At 40.8% G+C, this 24,609-nt stretch carries 19 protein-coding genes; 7 read left to right on the forward strand and 12 right to left on the reverse strand.

The genetic code is table 11. From position 1 onward, the window contains the following. The first annotated feature begins 41 nt into the window (after positions 1-41). The 4 genes from PGQ38_RS00525 to PGQ38_RS00540 all read left to right on the forward strand — a co-directional run bounded on the left by PGQ38_RS00525 (position 42) and on the right by PGQ38_RS00540 (position 5,109). On the forward strand, positions 42-1,772 hold the full coding sequence (locus PGQ38_RS00525; protein ID WP_195589315.1) for a sensor histidine kinase: 1,731 nt from the start codon (positions 42-44) through the stop codon (positions 1,770-1,772). Next, positions 1,769-3,337 carry a response regulator gene (locus PGQ38_RS00530; protein ID WP_195589318.1) on the forward strand — a complete coding sequence of 523 codons (1,569 nt, stop codon included), beginning with the start codon at positions 1,769-1,771 and terminating at the stop codon, positions 3,335-3,337. The genes PGQ38_RS00525 and PGQ38_RS00530 overlap by 4 nt, the downstream gene beginning before the upstream one ends. 195 nt (positions 3,338-3,532) lie before the next feature. After that, entirely contained in the window at positions 3,533-4,210 is a 678-nt protein-coding gene (locus tag PGQ38_RS00535; RefSeq protein ID WP_195698868.1) for a helix-turn-helix domain-containing protein, read from the forward strand. Between the two features lie 32 nt (positions 4,211-4,242). Then, positions 4,243-5,109, forward strand: coding sequence for an IS3 family transposase (locus PGQ38_RS00540; protein WP_270430589.1), 867 nt, complete (start codon positions 4,243-4,245; stop codon positions 5,107-5,109). Between the two features lie 111 nt (positions 5,110-5,220). Here PGQ38_RS00540 and PGQ38_RS00545 read toward each other — a convergent pair whose 3' ends face one another. From PGQ38_RS00545 to PGQ38_RS00565, 5 genes are all read right to left on the reverse strand, one after another. Next, a complete protein-coding gene (locus PGQ38_RS00545) occupies positions 5,221-5,613 on the reverse strand; it encodes a VOC family protein (RefSeq protein WP_270430507.1) in 393 nt (130 codons plus the stop codon). 87 nt (positions 5,614-5,700) lie between these two features. Beyond that, positions 5,701-6,234: a DUF3877 family protein gene (locus PGQ38_RS00550; RefSeq protein WP_270430590.1), complete on the reverse strand. Its 534-nt coding sequence runs from the start codon at positions 6,232-6,234 to the stop codon at positions 5,701-5,703. A gap of 199 nt (positions 6,235-6,433) precedes the next feature. Then, entirely contained in the window at positions 6,434-7,228 is a 795-nt protein-coding gene (locus tag PGQ38_RS00555) for a GNAT family N-acetyltransferase (RefSeq protein WP_204452490.1), read from the reverse strand. Between the two features lie 156 nt (positions 7,229-7,384). Further along, the gene (locus PGQ38_RS00560) at positions 7,385-7,885 is read right to left on the reverse strand and encodes a fimbrial biogenesis chaperone (RefSeq protein ID WP_270430508.1); all 501 of its coding nucleotides are present in this window, start codon (positions 7,883-7,885) and stop codon (positions 7,385-7,387) included. 64 nt (positions 7,886-7,949) lie between these two features. Next, the gene (locus PGQ38_RS00565) at positions 7,950-8,435 is read right to left on the reverse strand and encodes an RNA polymerase sigma factor (protein WP_118577634.1); all 486 of its coding nucleotides are present in this window, start codon (positions 8,433-8,435) and stop codon (positions 7,950-7,952) included. 177 nt (positions 8,436-8,612) lie between these two features. Here PGQ38_RS00565 and PGQ38_RS00570 point away from each other — a divergent pair, with 177 nt between their 5' ends. Both PGQ38_RS00570 and PGQ38_RS00575 read left to right on the forward strand, forming a co-directional pair. Next, positions 8,613-9,152: a nitroreductase family protein gene (locus PGQ38_RS00570; protein WP_270430511.1), complete on the forward strand. Its 540-nt coding sequence runs from the start codon at positions 8,613-8,615 to the stop codon at positions 9,150-9,152. Positions 9,153-9,299: 147 nt separating this feature from the next. Then, positions 9,300-10,421 (forward strand): DUF362 domain-containing protein, encoded by a 1,122-nt coding sequence (locus tag PGQ38_RS00575; protein ID WP_270430513.1) that lies wholly within the window; start codon positions 9,300-9,302, stop codon positions 10,419-10,421. A 58-nt stretch (positions 10,422-10,479) separates the two neighbouring features. Here PGQ38_RS00575 and PGQ38_RS00580 read toward each other — a convergent pair whose 3' ends face one another. The 4 genes from PGQ38_RS00580 to PGQ38_RS00600 form a co-directional block, all read right to left on the reverse strand. Next, complete coding sequence (locus PGQ38_RS00580; protein ID WP_270430515.1) at positions 10,480-11,496, reverse strand: ATP-binding protein; 1,017 nt, start codon at positions 11,494-11,496, stop codon at positions 10,480-10,482. Between the two features lie 301 nt (positions 11,497-11,797). Beyond that, the gene (locus PGQ38_RS00590; RefSeq protein WP_270430516.1) at positions 11,798-13,054 is read right to left on the reverse strand and encodes an RNA-guided endonuclease InsQ/TnpB family protein; all 1,257 of its coding nucleotides are present in this window, start codon (positions 13,052-13,054) and stop codon (positions 11,798-11,800) included. Between the two features lie 55 nt (positions 13,055-13,109). Further along, entirely contained in the window at positions 13,110-13,520 is a 411-nt protein-coding gene (gene tnpA, locus PGQ38_RS00595; protein ID WP_416386729.1) for an IS200/IS605 family transposase, read from the reverse strand. A 510-nt stretch (positions 13,521-14,030) separates the two neighbouring features. Further along, positions 14,031-16,067, reverse strand: coding sequence for a beta-galactosidase (locus PGQ38_RS00600; RefSeq protein WP_270430517.1), 2,037 nt, complete (start codon positions 16,065-16,067; stop codon positions 14,031-14,033). A gap of 135 nt (positions 16,068-16,202) precedes the next feature. Between PGQ38_RS00600 and PGQ38_RS00605 the strand changes: the two genes are divergently transcribed. Then, positions 16,203-16,964, forward strand: coding sequence for a PIG-L family deacetylase (locus tag PGQ38_RS00605; RefSeq protein ID WP_270430518.1), 762 nt, complete (start codon positions 16,203-16,205; stop codon positions 16,962-16,964). Positions 16,965-17,018: 54 nt separating this feature from the next. Here the strand turns inward: PGQ38_RS00605 and PGQ38_RS00610 are convergent, their stop codons facing one another. From PGQ38_RS00610 to ileS, 3 genes are all read right to left on the reverse strand, one after another. Continuing rightward, complete coding sequence (locus tag PGQ38_RS00610) at positions 17,019-18,704, reverse strand: AAA family ATPase (RefSeq protein ID WP_270430519.1); 1,686 nt, start codon at positions 18,702-18,704, stop codon at positions 17,019-17,021. 210 nt (positions 18,705-18,914) lie between these two features. Beyond that, positions 18,915-21,392 (reverse strand): glycogen/starch/alpha-glucan phosphorylase, encoded by a 2,478-nt coding sequence (locus PGQ38_RS00615; RefSeq protein WP_270430521.1) that lies wholly within the window; start codon positions 21,390-21,392, stop codon positions 18,915-18,917. A 25-nt stretch (positions 21,393-21,417) separates the two neighbouring features. Continuing rightward, on the reverse strand, positions 21,418-24,570 hold the full coding sequence (gene ileS, locus PGQ38_RS00620; RefSeq protein ID WP_270430523.1) for an isoleucine--tRNA ligase: 3,153 nt from the start codon (positions 24,568-24,570) through the stop codon (positions 21,418-21,420). Positions 24,571-24,609: the final 39 nt, after the last annotated feature.

Raw genomic sequence — 24,609 nt, forward strand, 5'->3', positions numbered from 1 at the left:
ATATTGTGAGATTACTTTATTTCGGAACCGGAGGAGAAATCATGTCTGCAAAACAGTTGGCATTACCTGACTTTACATTAAAAAAGAAACTGATTCTTATCATCATGTTTCTTGTATTGCTGCAAAACATTGTTTTACTTATTTTCGCCAATTACCAGTTTTCGCAAAAAGAGCTAAAAAGTTCTATAGAGCATATTCAAAATGAGTGTCATCTACTCCACAATGACATGAAAACCCAATATCATAATGTCATTCTCTGCTCAAATGAATTGATCAGCACAATCAACCAAACTCAAAGTTATTATTTTAGCAATCCAGCTAATTCCTACCTGAAGTCTGCTTTTAATTATAACTTGCACTTATTTTCTTTTGTAGACTCTGTGGTTTATCTCACTGTAAATGATAAAATTGTCTGCGCCGGTACCGACAGGGAACCTGATCTCAGCAAAATCAAGGAAGAACTGCTTGATTCTATTCCTTCAACCGGGGTTCCGCAGAATCAGTTTCTCAATATACAGAAGCGTGCATATCTCGGAACCGATTCACCAGTTTTAACATTTTCAAAAAGAGTGATCAATATTAATACCGGAAAAACACTTGGTTATTTATTTTTAAACACAAAAGTTGCTACTATTTCGTCTATGTTTGACAATTTAAATCAAAACTATTATATAATCAACTCCAAACAGGGAATTGTGATTTCCAATTCAGAAAGCACTTCTTTGTGTCAGGCAGATCCTGACAGTTATTCTTTTATATATAGCGCTAAAACCGGTTCCCAGGTTATAAACATAGACACAAAAAAGCACATGCTGACTTGGACTCCCGCAGGCTTTCTTGATTATATTCTGGTCAATGAAACTCCACTGGAAAGCCTCAGATCCACTTTTACTATAAATATGTTTTTACTGGTTCTTATCCTGATATTAAGCATAATCACTATTATTTTTCTGATTTCTGCTTTTACCAGACTTATTACAAACCCTTTGGAATATCTTTCTGAAAGAATGCAGTATGTCGAACTTGGAGATTTAAAAGTTCGCTCTAATCTTAAGCAAAACGATGAAATCGGAGATATATCCAATAATTTTAATAACATGGTTCAGGAACTGGAAAAACTGACTGCACAGATCAAGCAGGATGAGCGTCAGAAACGAAAATATGAACTTTCCTTAATGCAGGCTCAGATCAATCCCCATTTCTTTTACAACGTATTGGATTTGATTTATATTTCCTGCTATCAAAAACAGGAAAAACAGGCAGCCACTGTAACAAAATATCTTGCAGATTATTATCGTTGCGTGCTCAGTAATGGAAAAGAACTAATTCCAATTCGTGAAGAATTCCGTATGCTGCAAAATTATCTGCTCATTCAGAGATACCGTTATGCTACTATTTTGGATTTCCAGATTGAAGCCGAACCAGAGGCAGAAAACTACATAATCCCTAAAATGACCTTACAGCCTCTTGTAGAAAATTCTTTATATCATGGAATAAAGGAAAAAACATCTCCGGGAATTATCAAGATTATCTCCAGAGTACGGACTGACCATATTACTTTATGTGTTTGTGATAACGGAGTAGGAATGGAACAGGCAAAGCTTCGTGGTTATCTGAATTCTTCTGAAGCAGAAGATCATTTCGGATTGAAAAGTGTTTACAACCGACTTTTCCTTTACTACAATAACAAATGCAAATTTCGGATTTTCAGTCAAAAAGATACCGGTACAGCTGTTGTCATCTGTATACCAAAGAATTGGGAGGAATTATGATACGTGTATTAATAGCTGACGATGAACTATACTTTCGTAATTACATGCTTACTGCCGTAGACTGGCATTCTCTTGGTTTCCAGGTCTGCAGCCTTGCTCAGAACGGAGAAGAAGTTCTTTCTGAGCTTTCAAAAAATACTATTAATATTGTTTTTCTGGACATTAATATGCCCCATATAAATGGATTAATACTAGCAAAAAAAATCAAGAACGAATATCCCCATATTATGATTGTATTTATAACTGGATATTCCGATTTCTCATTTACCAGAAAGGCAATACAGCTCCAGGTTGAAGACTATATGCTAAAGCCAATATCTCCGGATGAACTCTCTGAGCTTCTTCAAACTCTGAATCAAAAATATAAACAGAAACAGCAGGAAAACATTCGCAAAAAGAAATTGCATGACTTTACCCTGGATAATTATATGTATTCTCTTCTTTCCTTCTCAAAAGAACCATCTGAATCTGATGATGGTGCAAAATATCTTTTTGACCACTGGAAAGTATCTGATATTTATCAGATTGCCATAGTAGAATTTAATTATATCTCCTGTCAGGAGCTTAATAAATTAAATTTATCTATTCTGAAATTCAGTGTAAAAAATTGTCTGGATGAATTGATAAATTCAACAGTTAACTATTACTCTTTCCAGGATACTTATAATAACATTGTTTACCTTTTTAATTTTCAGACACAAAAAAGAGCGGAGAATTTTTCCTTTGATTTTATGAAAACCGTCAAAACATTTATTCAAAAATGGTTTTCTATAGATCTTGCTTTCGGAATTGGAACCATTGCAGAAGATTCTGGTCAGATAGCGGACAGCTACCAAAAAGCTTTACTTGCTTTACAATATAAAACATCACAGGACAATCCCATTTACCGCTATAGCAATAATAATCATATATTTTCGCCACGCTTTGCTGGTTTGGATATTTACAACCGCTTTCTTATGGCATTGCGTCAGACATCATTGGAAGATGCGAAAGAGGTACTGCTGGAAATTGAACAACAGGTTTTGCTGCAGAATTCTGACATGTATACTGCTCAGCTTCTATTATCTCCGCTTTTTTCCATCATTCTTTCTTTTCTTTCAGAAAAAGAAATTAATATCAATGATGTGCTGGATAATGACCCTGTTTTATATCCAAATATTTTTCTGAAATCCTCAACACATGACAGCTGTGATCTGTTGTTTCACATATGTCAGAAAGCGATTCTGCTTTCTGGCAATTCCAAGCCTTCACGTGCATCGGAAATAATTCATCTGGTTCAGGATTATATTCAGCAGCATTATATGGATGAGGAGTTATCAGTGAAGCAAATTTCGGAAAATGTTGTTCTGGATGCCAGCTATATTCGGAAAATATTCAACAAATATATGAAATGTACCATTACAGATTATATACTTTCAGTCCGAATGGAACATGCCAGACGATTACTGGAACAGGGAAATACCAGTATTACAGAAGTTTCTTCTCTTGTCGGCTATAAAGATTCCGGTTACTTCAGCAAAGTATTCAAGAAATATTATGGAATCTCCCCTAAGCTATGCCGATAATCAGACAATGAAACTAACAGTGCTATAAGCACCTGGACGTTTACCTTTACAACAGTTAGCAAATATCCATGCGTACATGACATCTTAATTCATAGCCCACAAAACTGGGGCTGTCACACTTGATGTGTGATATGCTCCCTTCTAGGTAGACAAGTGAAATAATAAAAACTTGTCACTTAGGAGGGAGCATATTTTATGTCTAAAAGAAAAGTATCTGTTGCGGATAAGATATATGCTGTAAATCTATATCTGGATGGAAAAGAAAGTCAACGGCGAATTGCCGATATGTTTGATGTAAGTCTCGCATCTGTCCAACAATGGATTCGAAACTATGAATCTATGGGAGCAAATGCATTCACATTGAAAGGGAATAAAAAATATTCCAAAGAATTGAAACAACAAGCAGTCGTAGATTATTTAGCAGGCTATGGTTCTCAAGATGATATTTGCAAAAAATACGGAATCCGTTCAAAAGCTAAGTTACAAATCTGGATAAAGAAGTATAATGGTCATGAAGAATTAAAATCTTCTGGAACAGGAGGAAGCATTATCATGACCAAAGGAAGAAAAACCACTTTTGAAGAACGGGTTGAAATAGTACAGTATTGTATCGCACATAATCGTAATTATGCCAAAACAGCAGAACAATACCAGGTGTCCTATCAACAGGCTCGCAATTATATAGTCAAATATGAAGCTGGTGGAGTAGAAGCTTTAAGAGATAACCGTGGCAAACGAAAACGTCCCGATGAGATGAGTGAATTAGAAAAGCTGCGTGCTGAAGTTAAAATTTTAAAAGCAGAGAAAGAACGTGCTGAAATGGAGGCATCTTTTTTAAAAAAACTCGAAGAAATAGAGAGGAGGCGGGGCTAAGCCTGGTCCGTCATGAACATATATATCAGGCAATCAAAGAAGAACATGAAGATCATAATTATTCAGTTGCTGCACTTTGCAAACTTGGTAATGTTTCTAGAGCAGCTTATTATAAATGGCTACACAGAGAAATTCCCAAAAGCGAGCAAAAGAATAGGTTTATTGCTGACAAGATAGAAAAGATTCACACAGACTCACCGGATAAAGGCTATCGAAGGATCAGAGATGATTTGGAACGATATCATGGTATTGATATAAACGATAAACGTGTGTTACGCATTTGCCGTAAACTTAATATAAAATCAACTATCAAGTATTCTAACAACGGATGCACAAGACAGGCTGCAGACCCTCAGTATATAGCTGAAAACATACTTAATCGGGAGTTCACTGCCAAAGCACCAAATGAAAAATGGCTCACTGATGTGACAGAATTCCATTATTATATTGGGATTGAAAAGCATAAAGTTTATCTAAGTGCAATACTGGACCTATATGATAGACGGATTGTTTCGTATGTTATTCGTGATAAGAACAACAATGCTTTGGTGTTTGATACGGTAGACAATGCTTTACTTAGAAATCCTGGTGCGCAGCCACTGTTTCACAGTGACAGGGGATTCCAATATACGAACAGGACATTTCATACAAAACTTGTAAATGCTGGAATAATACAAAGCATGTCGCGAGTTGCTAAATGTATCGACAATGGACCAATGGAAGGCTTTTGGAGGATTTTGAAGAGAGAGCGATACTATGGAAAACGATTCACTGATAGAGGTACTCTCGTAAAAATGATCGAAGATTATATAGATTACTATAACAATAAACGCTTACAAAGGAATCTCGGAATTTTAACACCAATGGAAAAACACGAAATTTACTTGCAAGCCGCATAAAAACTGCCAGCAGATAAATTTCTGCTGGCAGGAAAAATTTATATTTTTTCAATTGTCTACTTGACGGGGAGCGGTTCAGTGTGACAGCCCCTTTCCTGTTATAAATATCCTTTATAAGTACTGACTGAATTCAACCTTCTCTTTGTTCGGACCTTCAATAGTGAAAAACTTTACTCCATTTTTCCAGAATTGTAAAAAATGAATACTGTCCTGTGTGGTATTCAAACCAGCCTGGTTAATGTACTGATAAATTTCTTCTATATCCTTAACATCGAGTGCAACATGATCAATTGCTCCAGCACGAAAGACTGCTGCATGATTCTCATAGGCTTCCACAACCAGAGTTCCAAGCTTCAGAAATACAACCTTCTCGTCCGCCTCTTCATTAACTGTTTCAAAAGCTGTTTCAAAACCCAGTTTATGGTAAAAATCTACAGTTTTATCAATATCGTTCGTTGGAATTCCAATGTGCTGGACACCTGTTGAATAGTTTTTCAAATCCATTTTCGATCTCCTCCTTTGTAATGAACAAACAACAGCTTTTTTACAATATACGCACAAGTTTTCTTGTTTGTCAAGATTTACGCTTGTTCAAAATCCAAAATCCTCATAATCCTCTGGCAGAAATCTATGATAAATAAAGTGGAATCCCTCATCCTTAAAGCAGTAATAATAGGTATCATCTGGCTTATCCAGAAAGCGGATGTAGAAATCAAATTCTCCATTGTCCAGTTCCTGACACTCTGTTTTTTCCCAGTAAGAAGCAAACAGATCAAGTAATTTCACTTTCGTACATTCATGCTTCTGAACCAGTTCAATGAGTACTTTAATAAATTCATTCTCTTTCATATTCTCATGTACATAGACACTTCCTGGCTCCGGTATATAAAAGCAGAATCTGTCCCCTTTATGAGACACCCTCACTTCTCCCAGTTTGGATGTCAATTCTTCCGGCAGGTTCTGGAGACGGGCTGCCATTTCATCTGCGCTATCCTGTGCCAGGAAGAAATGATTCAGGGAAGACAGCGGATAATATAAGTGAATCTTCTCTTCTTTAAATCCAAGCTTAGCCTGTTCTTCTTTTATTACATCTATTAAACTGTTTTCCAGTTTCTCAAATCCAATCATAAGTTCTCCTACTTACACTAAAAATCAGCCTTACATCCCATTCTTTCTGCCGAATGCTTCCGCTGTTTTTTTAATTAGTTGACTTTTTTCTTCTATTGTGGATGTTTTCTTTTATTTTTTTATAACAAAAATCACAATTATACAATACTTCGCTTCAGCATTTCATATTCTATCATACTTCCAGGTTCGCCGCAACTTACTTTTTCACTTTATAAACCACATACTCATGGCTGAAATGATACCCCAGTTTCTCTGCCAGTCCTACTGACATTTTGTTGGCTGCATCCCAGTTTGGATAAAGCCCGCGTTTGTCGCACTCCAGAAGCAGCCGTGCTGCTCCGATATATGCAAGACCTTTTCTCCGGTAGTCCTCACGGGTTACTACCTCAATTTCAATTCCACCATGACATCCAAGATTCTCGTCACTTCTTCTGCCATAACCAGAATAAGAGGAAATTCCGGCGACTACTTCCCCACCCGTTAAAATGCAAACACCAAGTCCATACTCTTTGTATTGACTATAGCTTTCGTAGTTTGCTGTCAAATCCTTACTCCACTGTGTATCTCTGCAAATTTCAAAAAGCGACTGGTCGATCAGTCTCATTTCATACTCTTTTGGCAGTTTCTCTGTCACCTTCAAAAGCTTCTCCAGATCAAAGATCCCAGGTTCCTTTTTGATTGCATAACGGAGCGCTTTCTCTGCCTTCTCCCCGTAACACTCCACAATCATCTGTGCCCAGTCATCATTTTGCGGAACCAGAATCACTTCCTCTGATGCACTGTTTGCCAAAGCTCCTAAAATAATTTCTGAGTCCGGTTTTCCGCTTAGAAAACAGAAATCCCCAAGCATAGCAACACCACTCTCCAGTTTTTCCAGAGAATCCACATAGATTTTTCCCATCACTCCCTGCAATGCGGACCAGACTACACTATCCCGCCAACCTGCAAAAAGAGCACTGGCTCTGCCCGTTTCTATCAATTCATAAATCATATTCATCCCTCTTACGTAAATCAGGCGAGAGACCTTTGCCCCTCGCCATTCTTGCTTAATTCAATTATCTAAACGAACATGTCGGTGACATCACCATATATGGAAGTCAACTGTTCCACGCCTACAAAACGCTTTAGAGCGTGTTTGAAAACGGCTCTACGGTTCTATATATTTATCATTTGAAAAGGTGTACCCATTCTTATATTTCACCGTTAAATAGAATGTCTCTTTTCCATCTGTCACCTTTACAAAACAAACATTATTATCATCAAATTTATCGGTAATGTCAATACTCTGATTATGAAAATAAACCCATACACTTCCATCCTCTTTATATTCTACATCCGGGGAATTAATTTCTTCCATAAGTTCTTCCGCTGTAAGGGCGCGCTGAGTTCCGTCAGCATCAATAGATACTCCACCGCCACCGGTCTGCTGAAGTGTGCCATCCTCATTATAGTATTCCATGGTATAAGTACCGTCATTGGAAACATCTAAGGTCGCCTGCGTCTGATCGCCATGGAGCCATATCTGAACCGTGCGCTGGATGCCTCCAACATTCGCTGCATATGCAGTACCGGTTCCTCCAAGGATAATACAGCCTGCAATCACTGCAGCTGCAGTTTTCATTTTTGTTCTTTTCTGTAATTTTGCCATATTTTCAACCTCCTGTAATGAGCCCTTTGAAGTCTGCAATACGGAAAAAGCTTTTTTATATTTTTCACCATTCGTCATTTTCCCATTCCTCCTTTAAAGAATCCTTAAGCAAGGCTCTTCCCCTGGAAAGCCGAACCTTTACATTGCTTTCTGAAAGCTTCAGGATTTCGGCTATTTCCCTGACGAGATAATCTTCGTAATAAAACAAGTGAATCACAATGCGGTACTTGTCCGGAAGCTTCATTACCTCTTCAAACAAATCTCTTGACTGGGAATCTGGAAAAGAAAGAGTTTCCATATAATCCTCCAGAGAGCATTTATTTTTCTTCCAGAAAGTCCTGTTTATATTTTTCGCCTTATTGATAACCACACGAAGGAGCCATGCCCGGATGTGCTGCTCATTTTCAAATTCTTTTCTGCTGGTGTAATACTGAACAAACGTCTCCTGAACAGCATCCTCCGCATCCATCTGATTCTGACAGATATTAAACGCTGCGGTGAAAAGATTGTTCTGGTAGAGCTGGATCAGCTGTTGAACTGGTTGTCTCATGAGAACTCCTCTGGCTGCTGATCAGTATGAAAAGCAGCGGTCTGTTATTTTCTTGTGTCGGGTACCTTCACTAATTATACAAATAAAGAGGGAGAAAGGTTACAAAAAATTTTAACTTTTCACATCCAATGAATTATGCTAAAATACAGCCAAAACATACTTTAAGGGGGCTTTTTCATGGAATTTCAGACACTTATTGAGAACAGAAGATCTGTGCGTAAGTACAGTTCCCATACAAACGTTACCAAAGAGCAGATCCAGCAGCTTGTACAGGCCGCTTTGGAAGCACCATCATGGAAAAATACGGAAACAGGTCGTTATTACTGTGTTTTATCCGAGGATATGAGTCAGAAGCTTCGTAAAGAATGCCTGTGTTACGCGAATAACGATGTAAAAACTGAGCATGCAGCTTTGATTGTCACTACCTTCGTACATAACCGTGCCGGTTTCCAGACAGACGGCACTCCGGATAATGAGATTGGAAATGGATGGGGCTGTTATGACCTTGGTCTTCAGAATGAAAACCTGATTCTGAAAGCTACAGAGCTTGGTCTTTCCACTCTGATCATGGGACTTCGGGATGGGAATAAAATTCGCGAAATGCTTTCTATTCCGGAAAGTGAAACCATTGTTTCCGTTATTGCTGTAGGAAAAGCTGATGAGGAGCCCAGCCGTCCGAAACGCAGAGAATTGGAGGATGTTCTGAAGTTCTTTTAAAACGTGTTTGAAAAGGCTTTCTGCAAGATGTGTGTTACAATTTGTGGGAACGATTTTGAGGGCACGCTATAGTACAAAAATAACTTGACATTAAAGCAATCACAAGAATAATATGAAGATAAATAAAAATCAGAAATGAGGAATTTTATGGAAAAATCAACAGTATATTTCACCGACTTCCGCTGCAAGGTCGGCACAAGCCAGCTGGACAAGCTGAAAAAACTGTGCATTGCAGCCGGAATCAAAAACATTGATATGGATGGTAAATTCGTGGCCATCAAAATGCATTTCGGAGAACTTGGAAATCTTGCTTTCCTGCGCCCCAATTATGCAAAAGTAGTAGCCGATCTTTGTAAGGAGCTTGGAGGAATGCCGTTTCTTACTGACTGTAACACCCTTTATCCGGGAAGCCGCAAAAATGCCCTGGAGCACATGGATTGTGCGAATCTGAATGGCTTTAATACTATCACCACTGGTTGTCAGATCATTATCGGTGACGGACTTCGCGGTACCGATGACGTGGAGGTTCCTGTAGAAAATGCAGAATACTGTCCTACTGCCAGAATCGGCCGTGCTGTAATGGACGCTGACGTATTCATCAGTCTTACTCATTTCAAGGGACATGAAGCCACCGGTTTCGGCGGCGCAATCAAGAATATTGGTATGGGCTGCGGAAGCCGTGCCGGAAAAATGGCTCAGCACAATAGTGGTAAACCAGTTATCGAAACAGACCTTTGCCGCGGCTGCAAACGCTGTGCAAAGGAATGCGGAAGTGACGCTATTACATATCCGGAGAAAAAAGCGGTCATTGATTATGATAAATGCAAGGGCTGCGGCCGTTGTATCGGTGCCTGCAGCTTTGATGCAATTCACAACCCGCACAGCAATTCCAATGAGCTTCTCTGCCGTAAGATGACAGAGTATGCACAGGCAGTCTGTCATGGACGCCCATGCTTCCATATTGCTCTGGTTCAGGACATCAGCCCGAACTGTGACTGCCACGGCGAAAATGATGCTCCGATTCTTCCGGATATTGGAATGTTCGCAAGCTTCGATCCCATTGCTCTTGATCAGGCCTGCGTAGATGCATGTCTTGCTGCGGAGCCAATCCGCAACAGCCAGCTTGGTGACAACCTTGCGAAACCAGAATGGCATTGCCACCACAACCACTTTATGGATTCCAATCCGAATATAGAGTGGGAAGCAACTCTGGATCATGGACAGAAGATTGGACTTGGAACAAGAAGCTATGAACTGAAGAGAATTTAATTAATAAACAGCTGCCACATTATCAAAACACTTTGAACAATGCGGCAGCCGTTTAACTTTAACCTTTTTTTGCCAGATACCTTTTAATCAAAAAGGAGCAGAAATATGGAAATGTATAAATGCCATTTTCTATTCCCACATTGCTGTCAGCCAGTTTTATTCCCCACTTAATATCGCTGTAACTTTCATTATCAATCAGTTTTCTTAAAGATTTTGAGCGATTTTTATTTGCCTTTACTTCAACCGGAACCAGTTCATCTTTTGTCCTGACAAAAAAATCTTCTTCCAAAGTTGCATTTTCTTTTTTGTAATAATATAATCCTAATCCTTGTTTCAGAAACGCCTCTGCAACGAAATTTTCATATAAAGCCCCCTTATAAACACCCATATTTTTATTTGCACGTAAATCTTCCTGCGCTTCTTCATCTAAAGAGGCAATTAGCAGTCCTGTGTCTGGATAGTACAGCTTAAACTTCAATTCATCATAATTTCCTTTTAACGGCAATTCCGGATATTCCAGACAGTAGCAGACAGAAACAACTCCCGCATCCTTAAGCCAGTCAATACAGCCCGAATACTCTCTACTTCTTGCGTTTTTCTCAATTTTACTTAACTGGAATTTTTTATTCTCTTTTGCCAGCTGTACCGGAATGCTTCGATATACACTGGCAATCTTCGTTTGGTCTAACCCTTCTGCATATTTTCTGATATCTTCTTCATAATCAAATTGAATCTGATGCTGAATTTCCAAAGTATCAGAAAATGTATTCGTTTCTATATATTGTCTGATCACTGCCGGCATGCCCCCAAGCACACAATATTCAAGAAACAGTTTTTTGTAAACAGACAGCTCCGTATCAGAAAATGCTTTCCCAGAACACATATGTTCCAGGATCTGTTCGATGTGTAAATCTGAGTAACCCTTTGCCCAGAGAAATTCCTCAAAATCCATGGAAAACATTTCGTAATCTGTTTTATAGCCAACGCTATTGCTGTGGATCTTTCTATAGTTAATTCCAAGCAGAGATCCGCTGCAAATTACATCAAATCTTCCATCCAGCTTAAAAGCCTTCAAAGAAGTGGCAATATCCGTCACTTAATATAGTTTTATACTGCCCCTCCAGCACAAAATTTATAAAAACTATATTCTCATAATTTTCACTTGCAAAATGAACAATAGATTCCGTTTTCCCAATCTGTCTTGCACCTTTAATGATTAGCGGAAGCCTGTTTTCTTTATCCTTCCACTGTCTTAAATAACTATCTACCTTTCTCGTGAACTACTCGGCAACTAAGTTACCAGAGTATCTGAAATCTGGCGGGATACCGCCTTTTTTCAGGGTGCGTCCATGACACCAATACTGCTTGCCTTTCGGCTATACAGCTACTTTTATTATTTCTGGATTTTTTAGTCCGGTTACGGACAGTTCCTTCTGCTTTCCGGATACGGAAAGATATTTCCGCAGGATATTAAATGCTCCTACTGCATCGGCATTATATCTTACTCTGTTGGTTATATATATGCCCCGTTCTTTTCGGTTTGATGCTTCTGCATATCTTTTTGATACTTCTGGTGCTAACGGACTGCACTGGCTGGTATAGTTTTCTTCCCGTTTTATCAATTGTATTCCATACAGTTTCAGCTTATATTCCAGCATGATATACAGCTTGTTATATGGCAGTTCGTGTAACTTCTGGTTGGTCTTATGCCCCATATCATTTTCTTTGCGGATGTTTCGGATGTCTCCCACAACCACACAGCGGATGTCTTCTTTTCTGCAGTATTCTGCAATCCATCTGGTCACTTTATGAAGATAATCCTTCACTGCATTCTGCTTTTTCCTGTAAAGCCTCTGGATATGTTTCGATGATCTTGGATATTTTATCCCTCTTTCCGACTGCTGTGCATACCATACAGACTGTACTCTGGCAATCTCTTTATGAAAATATCTTTCCAACGAAAGATATTTCCTTCCCAGGATAAAAGTCCGGCCATTTCCGGAATCATAACAGGTCATCAGATTATGAAGCCCAAGATCAACAGATAAATAATGTCCATTCTGAGAAAGCTGTTCCGGCTCTTCAATCTCATAGATAACAATAAGGTCACATGTTCCATTTTCCGGCGGATAGATCCGCAGCTGTTTTATATGATCCATGTCCCTGAAAATCTTATTTTCAAGATATAGAAATTTTTCATGGATCCCGTATGTTTCTTCCATATAGCTTTTCAGATCTTTTGGCAGCGACAGACGCAATTGATCTGAACCTTTCTCATGCCGGATCCCCATCTGCATGTATGTAACCGGGATATTGTCCTGTTTAAAACGGGGCGGATTTGGAGCTTTGATTCCTCCGGTCTTTTTCAGGACATAAAAAGATTTCCATGCCTTGTCCAGCTGCTTGCAGGTCTCCTGCGCTGTCTGTGACGGAAGCTGTTTATACCACAGATTTTCTTTATGTGCTTTTTTCTGATAATACCAGTCAGGATACTTTTCCAGTCCCAGTTCTTTATAATGATGGCGTTCATAGTTGCAGACATTCCAGAGTTTGGAAGCTGCATAACACATATGTCCTATAATGTTGGAATATTCCGGCCGGATTTTTACAGATGTCCTGTGTGACAACAGCATTCCTCTTTCCCCCTTCCAGCAGCTATGCAGATAAAAATTTACCCTTCACCTTGATTTAATACGATTTGCTCTGATGTTCAATATAACGGCGGATATTTTCTTCAGATACAGACCCGATTGTTTCCACATAATAGGAATGATTCCATAGCTCTCCCTTCCACAGCTGGTTTCTTATTTCCGGAAAACGTTCGAATAATTTTCTGCCGGTGATCCCTTTCAGATACTTGACAATTGCTGTTATAGACAGCTTTGGTGGAGCTGATACAAAGCAATGGACATGGTCTCCTTCACCACATTCAAATAAATGAACAGTAAAGCCCTTATCCTCAGCAATCTGCTGCACCAGTTCCCGAAGGTATTCCTCAATATCTGGGGTTAATATCTTCCGTCGGTATTTCACCGACCATACCATATGGTAGTTAATATTACATACACAAGTTCTATAATGTATTAGATTTTCTTTCATACATATAGTATAACATAATGAATTGAAACATGCAATGAAAACCGAACATATTTTCGACTTGTTGTATGCCGGTTACGGCATTAATATCAAAGAGCTTAATATCAAAGAGTAAAGAGATTATTATATTATTTCAATGTGCAGATATGCACAATTCTACGCTTTCATCTCGGTAATTGAATTGCCGAGGATTCCCGCTTATCGTCCTAAAATACATAGTCTCACCCCTTCAAGAAAAGTCATCACGTTTTATAAGCTTTTATTCGCAATTTTCTCACGTTTTTCATTACTATCTTAACACAAAAATCACGTTTTATGTGCATTAAATTATTTAGACCTATATCCGCTTTCCTTACAACCACAATCAGACCAGGCAGAAAGCCGCCAGCATATAAACCAACACACGGACCAAACAAATCACGCTACTGGTGTTCCAAACAAATACTGGTAACACAAAAAGTTCCGGTAACCGATGTCTTTCCACCGTTTACCGGGACTTTTTATGGTTTCTTTTTAAGCTTCTTCCACGATTTTCACACCCCATGCAGGCATTTGGAGAGCGGTGCCATTTTCTACGGCGGTGTTTTCTAACAGCTCTATGCCATTTTTATAATCATAAGGCATTTCCAGTTCCATACCAGAATAATTCAAGAAATAACAAACAGTTTTTCCCAGATCATTCAAACCTTTTCGCACAATAATTGGGTAGTGGTATTCTGGGATTTCTACGCCTGCTTCCGGGAGCACGGCTTTATAAATGGACTTCAGGGTTTCCTCGTCTGTCATGCAGCCGATGTATACGGCCTGGCCTTTTCCGTAGTGGTTTCGGGTGATAGCGGCGTAATCTTTCCAATTATAGTGCTCGTAAGATGCCAGCACTTCTGCTCCTTCCGAAACCAGAAGCTCCATAAATACATTCGCAGCTGGGTGTGCATTGCCTTTCTGATCTGGTTTTTCCGGAATGACTTCCCCTGTTAAGCCTACATTTTTCGGGAAAGTGAACTGATCGTAATGGACTCCGAAGCAGTTGCTCAGAATATGTGGCTGCACCTGATGACTTACCTTCACATTTTCATTTGCAAAAGCAGTTTTAAAGGATGCAATCAGGGTTCCGCCATTTTCCACATACTGTTTTAACCGTATGAGAAGCTCATCAGGTGCCGCATACAGGGCTGGTACTACAATTGCTTTATATTGCTCCAGATTCTCGGACTCTGGCCAGATGAAATCGCATTCTACGTTCATGTGATACAGAGTATCGTACATCCAACGCATAACGTCATTATAATAGATACTCTTAGCATCCGCGCCGGGTGCCTGTTCCTGGATTCGGAACCAGTTCAGGGCAGTAAGCGCTTCATTGCTGACCAGTACTGCCACTTCATTTTTCTTCTTCAGATTAACCAGATGTTTTCCAAGGCGGGCAAACTCGTTACCAATTGTGCAGGCTTCCCTGTAAGTGGCATTTTCCTGGAAATCATGGCTGAGCAGGCCCTTCCAGTATGTCTCAAAAGAATTATGGATGGAATGCCAGTGCCAGTACATCACGCTGTTTGCGCCAGATGCCAGGTGACTGTATGCCTGTAATCTCAACTGTCCTTTATATGGTGTCCATCCAGGAAATCCCTGTGCTTCGGTTTCAATTACCAGATAGTTGTTCTGTTTTAGGGATCGGATCAGATCTCCGCCGAATGCAATTTCTGCGCCAGTGAGGTCATCCTGTGTAGGATGGTAAATATCGGTTCCTGCAATTGTCAGGCACTGGGACGCATGAAGATGGTTTACATAAGGCTGAATGCCATAGGAATATCCACGCCACTCAAAATCCAGATTATGGGTTACAAACTGGTCTTCTCTTCTATATTCATTTACAATATCAGCCTGCCAGCCGAGGAATTTGTCCACCAGAGTTCTCTGGAATTTTTCAAATTCGGCGCCAAGGCTTCCATTGATCGTACCACGTACATCTGGAAAATCCTCCCATGCATTGATTCGATTGCTCCAATAATCCAAGCCAAATTCATAATTCATGGCATCCAGATCATCATGGAATTTTTCACGAATATATTTCACAAACTGCTCCTGCACATTTTTGCCAGCAGTTCCGTAATATTTCGTCTCATTATCCAGCTGGAAACCAATGACGCACTTTCTATGTGCTGTACACTTCATCAGTTCTCGGATTACACGCTCCGCATAGAAAAGGTACACCGGATGGGTAATATCCATGATCTGACGGGCGCCATAAATACCTCTTCCCTTTACTGTCTCAGCCAAAACATCCGGATGTGCCTTCACCATCCAGGTAGGCACAGCATAGGTAGGCGTACCGATGATCACATTGATTCCTGCCTCTTCCATGGCATCCATTACTCTTTCCACATGGGAAAAATCAAATTCTCCTGGCTGTGGCTCGCAGGTGCTCCATGTAGACTCCGCAATTCGAACGGTATTGATTCCCGCTTTTTTCATCATTTCCACATCTTTATCCAGGCGGTCATACGGCATATACTCATCATAATATGCTGCTCCGTAAAGAAGTTCTTTCATATTCATCCTCCATTGTTTTTTATGGTATTATATCTTAGCTTGTAACTTATCTCAAATATAGTATAATTGTTACAAATAATCAATTTCATTTTCGATTTCGTCTATACAAATAAACTCAGAAATGGAGTACCTGATATGAAAAATATTTTTTCTGCCAGTTCCAGCACTGTTGGTCTTTTTTCCTGGTCAGTGCGGCACTGGAAACAGTTACTGGCGACAATTGTAATACTAAGCGCGATTGCCTTTGCCGGACATAAGCTTTATCTTTTTTATCCTTACCTGAATCTGCCCCATGTAACTACTGCCGATCTGGACGCCCTTGATCTGGATGGTTACGACAAGGTGATGTTTGTGGCACACCCAGATGATGATCTGCTCTGGGGAGGACGGCATTTGATTGAGGAGAAGTATCTGGTAGTATGTATGACCCGTGGAAATGATCCGGTTCGAAGCGCAGAATTTAAATCCGTAATGAAAGCTACCGGGGACAAATATCTGATTCTTTCCTACCCTGACAAAATCGGAAAAGATCGCAGCAGCTGGAACTACTGGAAAAAAGATATGGAAGCAGATATTGCCACAGTCCTGAACTACAAAGACTGGAAACAGGTTGCCACTCACAACGCAGACGGCGAGTACGGCCATCACCACCACCAGATGACTCACCAGCTTGTAAAAAAAGCCTATAAAGAGACAGACTGCAATGCTGATTTCTATTCTTTTGGAAAGTATTATGTAAATGATAAGGTTCCCTACGACCTTGAAGAAATGCCGAAAGACCTCTACATCCAGAAGCGCAAACTAGCCAAACTCTACACCAGTCAGCGGACTACCGTAAGGAAAATGTATCATATGCTGGCCTATGAGTACTGGCAGGAAATAGCAATAGAAAAATAATGTATAACACCAACGGGCAGGCAACTCAACTAAGAGCTGCTGCCCGTTCCTGATTTATTCCTGCTCAATCAGCACTTTCTTTCCCCAAAATGCAAATCCCAAATGTCTGATATTTTCTTTTCGAATTCCCCGTGCCATAAGCTCCGCATCATAATTTCTTTCCGCAATCTGCTGCAAAGCATTCTGTGCGGTTTCCTCCAAATCCTTTTCACGCTTTGCTTTATGCACTTTAAATTCTATTACATATGCTCTTTTATTTTTCTCCAGGGGCTCCATCATAATATCGTACCGTCCCAGACCGCTTTCCCGGTTAGAGGTAATTCTGTATTTATCTGCAAGGTCAACCATCAGCCCCAGTACAAAACCATGGTAAAACCGCTCCGGTTCCTCCTGCTCTTCTGCCTTTTTTCCAGTATCAAAAAAGCTGAAAGTCTGCATCGCAACCTGATTCATATACTGATTCATGTAATCCAGGTCATCTGACAATAATGCTTTAATAAAATCGTTGTACCTTACGGACACATTACCAAACCATCCCTGAATCATGCGGCGAAACATGTTCTGTACTTCAAAATTAGTCAGAGAAAGAATATAGTTTCCACCAGCGCCATCTTTTGAAGCTTTATTTACCTTCAAATATCCACATGCCAGCAACAGACTCCACACAGCCGCACTGTTATTTTCCAGCTGCTCAAAAATGATTTCTTCATCAATGGCAGTTTCTATGGTCTTTCCCTCCAGCAAATCTTCCATAGCAATTTTGATATCTGAAGTACCGCCTTGAATCAGCTTATCAATCAACGAATTGGAGCTGGTATTAACCCAATAGCTGTCAAATTTCCCAGTATCCAGATATTTCGTAATAGACCAGGGATTGTAAATATCACTCTTATTTCCAAAGCAAAAACCATCGTACCATTTTTTCACATTATCCGCCTGATCCTGGAGTCCAAACAGCTGCAGGGCATTTCTCACTTCTTCCTCCGTAAAACCAAAAGAGGTGCTGTATTTATTTGAGGTGGTTGTCACTATTTCCAGATTATTAAGATCGGAAAAAATAGATTCCTTGCTGACCCGTGTGATTCCAGTTAGCAATCCACGTTCCATATATGGATTGGTTTTAAACGTATAATTAAACAGACTGCTCATAAAAGAGGTCAGTTCATTCCAGTACCCTTTCACATAAGCTTCCTGCAGCGGCGTATCATATTCATCCAGCAGAATCAACACTTTTTTCCCATAATACAGACTCATACAAAGAGATAATCTCCGAAGCGCCATAGCTGCAATGGTATTGGACATTTCACCATTCACATAGTCAAAATAGGCCTTTTCCTTCTCATTTAGTGCATCACTCTGGCGCAGATAATCGTACTTCGCGTATAGATCCAGGATGGTCTGCACGATTCCTTCGCGCACATCGGAATAAGTGTCGCCTTTCACAGAAGCGAAACTAAGAAAAATCACCGGATATTTGCCGTGAAGTTCCCGGTACTTCTCTTCTTTCCAAATCTCAAGCTCTGTAAAAAGATTCTCCTCCGCCTTGGATTGAATTGAGAAAAAATTCTCCACCATACTCATGTTCAAGGTTTTACCAAAGCGTCTGGGGCGGGTGATCAACGTAACTGTATCCTGATTTTCCCACCATTCTTTGATAAACGCTGTCTTATCAATATAAAAATTATGATTCTCCCGAATGGATCTGAAATCCTGATTTCCAATGGATACGATTGGTTTCATAACAGCCTCTGACCTCCTTATCCGCATTTTTCCCACACTGATATGTATATATTCATTATGGCACACTTGAATGGTAAACTCAATCTGAAAAAAATTCATATTTACTGTAGCGGAAAAAAGCTGCATCCACACCAACCTTTTCAGGTTCTGGCATGGATACAGCTTTTATTATTTCTTATAATCTTTTTCGCAAAATAAATTTGCCCTTATTTATTTCTCAGCAGCCTCGCTCTTGGTTACAGTAACCTTATCCAGATGCCAGATATCATCTACATACTCCTGGATGGTTCTGTCAGAGGAGAATTTACCACTGCATGCAGTGTTCAGAAGCGCCATCTTCGCCCACTTCTTCTCATCCTTATAAGCTGCCTCCACTCTCTTCTGAGCCTCAGCATAGGATCTGAAGTCTCCGAGAATGAAATACTGGTCTGCTCTGGAGCAGTTCTTAGTGTTCAGAAGAGAATCATAGATATCTCTGAACAGCTCTGTATCGCTGGAGAAGGTTCCATTGATCAGCTGCATCAGTACCTGACGGATCTCAGCATCTGTGTTGTAGATAAAGTCTGGATCGTATCCGCCATGGTTCTCATAATTAATGATCTGGTCAGCGCTCATGCCGAAGATAAATGCGTTCTCCTGACCAACTTCCTCAACGATCTCTACGTTTGCACCGTCCATGGTTCCAAGTGTAGGAGCACCGTTCAGCATGAACTTCATGTTACCTGTACCGGAAGCCTCTTTACTTGCAGTAGAAATCTGCTCGGAAACATCTGCTGCTGCAAAGATCATCTCAGCATTAGATACTCTGTAGTTCTCGATAAATACAACTTTGATCTTGCCGCCAATTGATGGATCGTTGTTTACAATATCTGCTACGCAGTTGATCAGTTTGATGATCTTTTTCGCACGCTCATATGCTGCAGAAGCTTTTGCGCCAAAGATGAAGGTTCTTGGATAGAATTCCATCTCCGGATGTAATTTAATCTGGTTGTACAGATAGATTACATGAAGGATATTAAGAAGCTGTCTCTTATACTCATGAAGTCTCTTAACCTGTACATCGAAAATGGAGTGAGGATCAACTTCAACACCATTGTGCTCCAGAATATATTTTGCAAGACGCTGTTTGTTCTGGAATTTAATGTTCATAAATTCCTGAAGAGCCTTCTCATCGTCAGCATATACCTTCAGCTTGCTGATCTGGGAAAGATCTGTGATCCAGTCTGGTCCAATATGGTCTGTGATCCATGCAGCAAGATTCTGGTTTCCGTGAAGAAGGAAACGTCTCTGAGTGATACCGTTGGTTTTGTTATTAAATTTCTCTGGCATCATCTCATAGAAATCTTTTAACTCCTGATTCTTCAGGATTTCTGTATGAAGTCTTGCAACACCATTTACAGAGAAGCCTGCAACGATTGCAAGGTGAGCCATCTTAACCTGTCCGTCATAGATGATTGCCATCTTTTTGATTTTCTCATAGTTTCCAGGATATCTGTTCTGTACTTCAATGATGAAACGACGGTTGATCTCTTCGATGATCTGATATACACGTGGAAGAAGTCTGGAAAACAGCTCGATCGGCCATTTCTCAAGAGCTTCAGCCATAATGGTATGGTTGGTGTAAGCAACACATTTGGTAGTTACAGCCCATGCATCATCCCAGCCAAGACCTTCCTGATCCATAAGAAGGCGCATAAGCTCTGCAACAGCCATAGTCGGATGAGTATCGTTCATCTGGAATACGACTTTCTCGTGGAGCTTCTTAATATCATCATGTGTTTTCTTATATTTCTCAATTGCAGCCTGAATACTTGCAGATACAAAGAAGTACTGCTGTTTCAGACGAAGCTCTTTACCGGACATTTTATTATCGTTCGGATAAAGAACGTTTACGATATCCTTTGCGAGGTTCTCCTGCTCAACGGCTTTCTTGTAATCACCTTTGTCAAAGGAATCAAATCCAAACTCTTCGATAGCAGCAGCATCCCAGATACGAAGTGTATTTACTACATTGTTCTCATAACCAACGATCGGCATATCGTATGGGATTGCCTTTACTGCCTGATATCCTTCATGGACAAATTTGTTCTGGCCGGTTGCCTGGTCATATTCAACTCTTACATATCCCCCGAAATGTACCTCTTTTGCGTACTCCGGACGACGAAGCTCAAATGGATAGCCTTCTTCAAGCCATGCATCCGGAACCTCAACCTGGTATCCGTCTCTGATTTCCTGTTTGAACATACCATAACGGTAACGGATTCCGCAGCCATATGCACTGTATCCAAGTGTTGCAAGGGAATCAAGGAAGCATGCTGCAAGTCTTCCCAGACCACCGTTTCCAAGAGCCGGATCCGGCTCCTGATCCTCAAGTGCATTGATGTCGATTCCAAGCTCTTCAAGAGCTTCTTTCACTTCACCGTATGCACCAAGGTTTAAAAGGTTGTTTCCAAGGGCACGTCCCATAAGAAACTCCATGGACATATAATATACGATCTTCGGATCCTGCTTTTCATAAGCGTTCTGTGTATCAAGCCAGTTATCGATGATCACATCCTTCACTGTGTAGCTTACTGCCTGGAAAAGCTGCTCCTGAGTTGCCTCTTCAAGCTTTCTGCGGTAAAGAAACTTAACGTTGTCTTTTACACTTTTCTTGAAGGTTTCTTTGTCAAACTGTTTGTCAATCATTTTGATCCTCCTGTTGTATGTTAAATCAAAGCTTTGTAACACCAAGAGTTACATGCTCTTTATTAATATTCCACTCTTTTACATAACCATCTGTCTCGCCATAAACGACTTCCTCAGCCAGAACTTCAGATTTGATCTCAGCCTCGTTTGCCTTCATGGTCTCGATAATCTTGTCATTATCTTTTACAGATACACGGATCTTATCCACAACCTCAAAGCCAGCCTCTTTACGCATGGTCTGTACTTTACTTATGATCTCGCGGACAAATCCCTCTTCGATCAGCTCAGGTGTCAGGTTGGTATCCAGAACAACTGCAGTCTCGCCTTCTGACTCTGTCACGTAGCCCTCTGTCTGTGCAGTCTCGATGAGCAGGTCTTCCTCTGTAAGCTCAACCTTATTTCCATCGATATCAAGTACAAGTACACCGTTTGTCTTCAGGTCGCTCATAGCCTTGCTGCCGTTGATTTCTGCAAGTGCAGTACGGATTCCGCCGAGAAGCTTGCCGTATTTCGGTCCCACTGTACGAAGCTGTGGCTTGAAGCTGTAGGAAATGAAGGATTCCACGTCATCTGCAAATTTCACTTCTTTTACATTCAGCTCGTCTGCAATAATGTCTGTGAAATATTTATCCATCACCTTCGGAGCTTTTACATACATGGTTCCGATTGGCTGACGGTTCTTGATATTTGCTGTATTACGGCATGCACGGCCAAGAACAACAACGTCCAGAACTTCTTCCATGTTTTCTTCCAGATCCTTGTTGATCCACTCTTCCTTTACTTCCGGGAAGTCGCAGAGATGGATACTCTCAGGAGCTGTTTTGTCCAGAGATCTTACAAGATTCTGGTAAATATCCTCTGTCATGAACGGGATCATCGGAGCTGCAGCCTTGGCAACTGTTACCAGTGCTGTGTAAAGAGTCATGTACGCATTGATCTTATCCTGCTCCATGCCTTTTGCCCAGAAACGCTCACGGCAGCGTCTTACATACCAGTTACTCATCTCGTCTACAAAGCCCTGAAGTGCTCTTGCAGTCTCCGGAATCTTATAGTCGTTCAGATCCTCGTCAACAGTCTTTACAAGTGTATTCAGCTTGCTGAGGAGCCATTTGTCCATAACCGGAAGCTTGTCATAGTCGAGTGTATATTTGGTAGCATCGAAGTTATCAATATTTGCATAAAGCACAAAGAATGCATAGGTATTCCACAGAGTACCCATGAATTTACGCTGACCTTCCTGAACAGCCTTGCCATGGAAACGGTTCGGCAGCCATGGTGCACTGTTGATGTAGAAGTACCAGCGGATGGCATCTGCACCGTATGTCTGAAGTGCATCAAACGGATCAACTGCATTTCCCTTGGACTTACTCATCTTCTGGCCATTCTCATCCTGAACATGTCCAAGAACGATAACGTTCTTATATGGAGCCTGATTAAACAGAAGAGTAGACTCAGCAAGAAGGGAGTAGAACCATCCTCTTGTCTGGTCAACAGCCTCAGAAATAAAGTTTGCCGGGAACTGCTGTTTGAACAATTCCTGATTCTCAAATGGATAATGATGCTGTGCAAATGGCATTGCTCCTGAATCGAACCAGCAGTCAATAACCTCCGGTACACGGTGCATAGTGCCGCCGCACTCCGGACACTTCATGGTAAGCTCGTCAATGTATGGGCGGTGAAGCTCTACTGTCTTGGCGCGCTCGTCACCAGTTTTCTCATAGAGATCCTGACGGCTTCCAACAGATTCCATATGACCGCAGCTGCACTCCCAGATATTCAGTGGAGTTCCCCAGTAACGGTTACGGCTGATTCCCCAGTCCTGAACGTTCTCAAGCCAGTCGCCGAAACGTCCTTTACCGATACTCTCCGGGATCCAGTTAATGGTGTTGTTATTGCGGATCAGGTCATCTTTAACAGCTGTCATTTTAATAAACCAGGATTCTCTTGCGTAGTAGATCAGTGGTGTATCGCAACGCCAGCAGTGTGGGTAATCATGTTCAAATTTCGGAGCATCGAACAGCTTGCCTTCTTTTTCAAGATCAGCCAGTACCATTGGGTCTGCTTTCTTAACAAATACACCGGCATATGGTGTCTCAGCAGTAAGATCACCCTTGCCATCTACAAACTGTACAAACGGAAGGTCATATTCGCGTCCTACACGGCTGTCGTCTTCACCAAACGCAGGAGCGATATGAACGATACCGGTACCATCACTCATGGTAACGTAGTTATCACATACGAGATAATGCGCTTTTTTGCCCTTGGATGCTACATAGTCACCTGTGCATTTAAACAGTGGCTCATATTCCTTGTATTCCAGGTCTTTTCCTTTATAGGTTTCCAGGACCTCATATGCAGGCTCTTCTTCCTTTGCAAGCTTGCCAAGTACTTTGTCAAGAAGTGCTTCTGCCATATAATAAGTGTATCCGTCTGCTGCTTTTACTTTACAGTAAGTCTCATCCGGATTTACGCAAAGTGCAACGTTAGAAGGCAGTGTCCACGGTGTTGTGGTCCATGCCAGGAAATATGCATCCTCTCCAACCACTTTGAAACGTGCGATTGCAGAACGCTCTTTTACTAATTTATAGCCCTGGGAAACCTCCTGGGATGAAAGCGGGGTTCCGCAGCGTGGACAGTAAGGAACGATCTTGAAGCCTTTGTATAAGAGGCCTTTGTTCCAGATTTCTTTCAGTGCCCACCACTCGGACTCAATATAATTGTCCTCGTAAGTTACATATGGATGCTCCATATCAGCCCAGAAACCAACTGTTGAGGAGAAATCCTCCCACATTCCTTTGTATTTCCAGACACTCTCTTTACACTGCTGGATGAACGGCTCCATACCGTATTCCTCGATCTGCTCTTTTCCATCCAGACCAAGCTTCTTCTCTACTTCAAGCTCTACCGGAAGACCATGGGTATCCCATCCAGCCTTACGCGGAACCATGTAACCCTTCATTGCACGGTATCTTGGGATCATATCCTTGATAACACGTGTCAGCACATGGCCGATATGCGGCTTGCCGTTTGCTGTTGGCGGTCCGTCATAGAATGTGTAAGTCGGGCCTTCTTTACGGTTTTCCATACTTTTTTCGAAAATATGGTTTTCTTTCCAGAATTCTTCTACTTTTTTCTCGCGATCTACGAAATTGAGATTCGTGTCTACTTTCTGGTACAAAGTTTTTTCCTCCTTAAATTAATTGTTGCTGTCTGCACT

The sequence above is a fragment of the Blautia faecis genome (genome assembly GCF_027662325.1).
In the GTDB taxonomy this organism is placed as follows: Bacteria; Bacillota; Clostridia; order Lachnospirales; family Lachnospiraceae; genus Blautia_A; species Blautia_A faecis.

Coding starts and splice junctions, on each gene's coding strand:
- PGQ38_RS00615 (WP_270430521.1), bottom strand. CDS start 21,392: ATGATTGACAAACAGTTTGACAAAGAAACCTTCAAGAAAAGTGTAAAA.
- PGQ38_RS00570 (WP_270430511.1), top strand. CDS start 8,613: ATGGAATTTCAGACACTTATTGAGAACAGAAGATCTGTGCGTAAGTAC.
- tnpA (WP_416386729.1), bottom strand. CDS start 13,520: ATGAAAGAAAATCTAATACATTATAGAACTTGTGTATGTAATATTAAC.
- PGQ38_RS00525 (WP_195589315.1), top strand. CDS start 42: ATGTCTGCAAAACAGTTGGCATTACCTGACTTTACATTAAAAAAGAAA.
- PGQ38_RS00605 (WP_270430518.1), top strand. CDS start 16,203: ATGAAAAATATTTTTTCTGCCAGTTCCAGCACTGTTGGTCTTTTTTCC.
- PGQ38_RS00530 (WP_195589318.1), top strand. CDS start 1,769: ATGATACGTGTATTAATAGCTGACGATGAACTATACTTTCGTAATTAC.
- PGQ38_RS00575 (WP_270430513.1), top strand. CDS start 9,300: ATGGAAAAATCAACAGTATATTTCACCGACTTCCGCTGCAAGGTCGGC.
- PGQ38_RS00590 (WP_270430516.1), bottom strand. CDS start 13,054: ATGCTGTTGTCACACAGGACATCTGTAAAAATCCGGCCGGAATATTCC.
- PGQ38_RS00535 (WP_195698868.1), top strand. CDS start 3,533: ATGTCTAAAAGAAAAGTATCTGTTGCGGATAAGATATATGCTGTAAAT.
- PGQ38_RS00560 (WP_270430508.1), bottom strand. CDS start 7,885: ATGGCAAAATTACAGAAAAGAACAAAAATGAAAACTGCAGCTGCAGTG.
- PGQ38_RS00545 (WP_270430507.1), bottom strand. CDS start 5,613: ATGGATTTGAAAAACTATTCAACAGGTGTCCAGCACATTGGAATTCCA.
- PGQ38_RS00610 (WP_270430519.1), bottom strand. CDS start 18,704: ATGAAACCAATCGTATCCATTGGAAATCAGGATTTCAGATCCATTCGG.
- PGQ38_RS00565 (WP_118577634.1), bottom strand. CDS start 8,435: ATGAGACAACCAGTTCAACAGCTGATCCAGCTCTACCAGAACAATCTT.
- PGQ38_RS00555 (WP_204452490.1), bottom strand. CDS start 7,228: ATGATTTATGAATTGATAGAAACGGGCAGAGCCAGTGCTCTTTTTGCA.
- PGQ38_RS00600 (WP_270430517.1), bottom strand. CDS start 16,067: ATGAAAGAACTTCTTTACGGAGCAGCATATTATGATGAGTATATGCCG.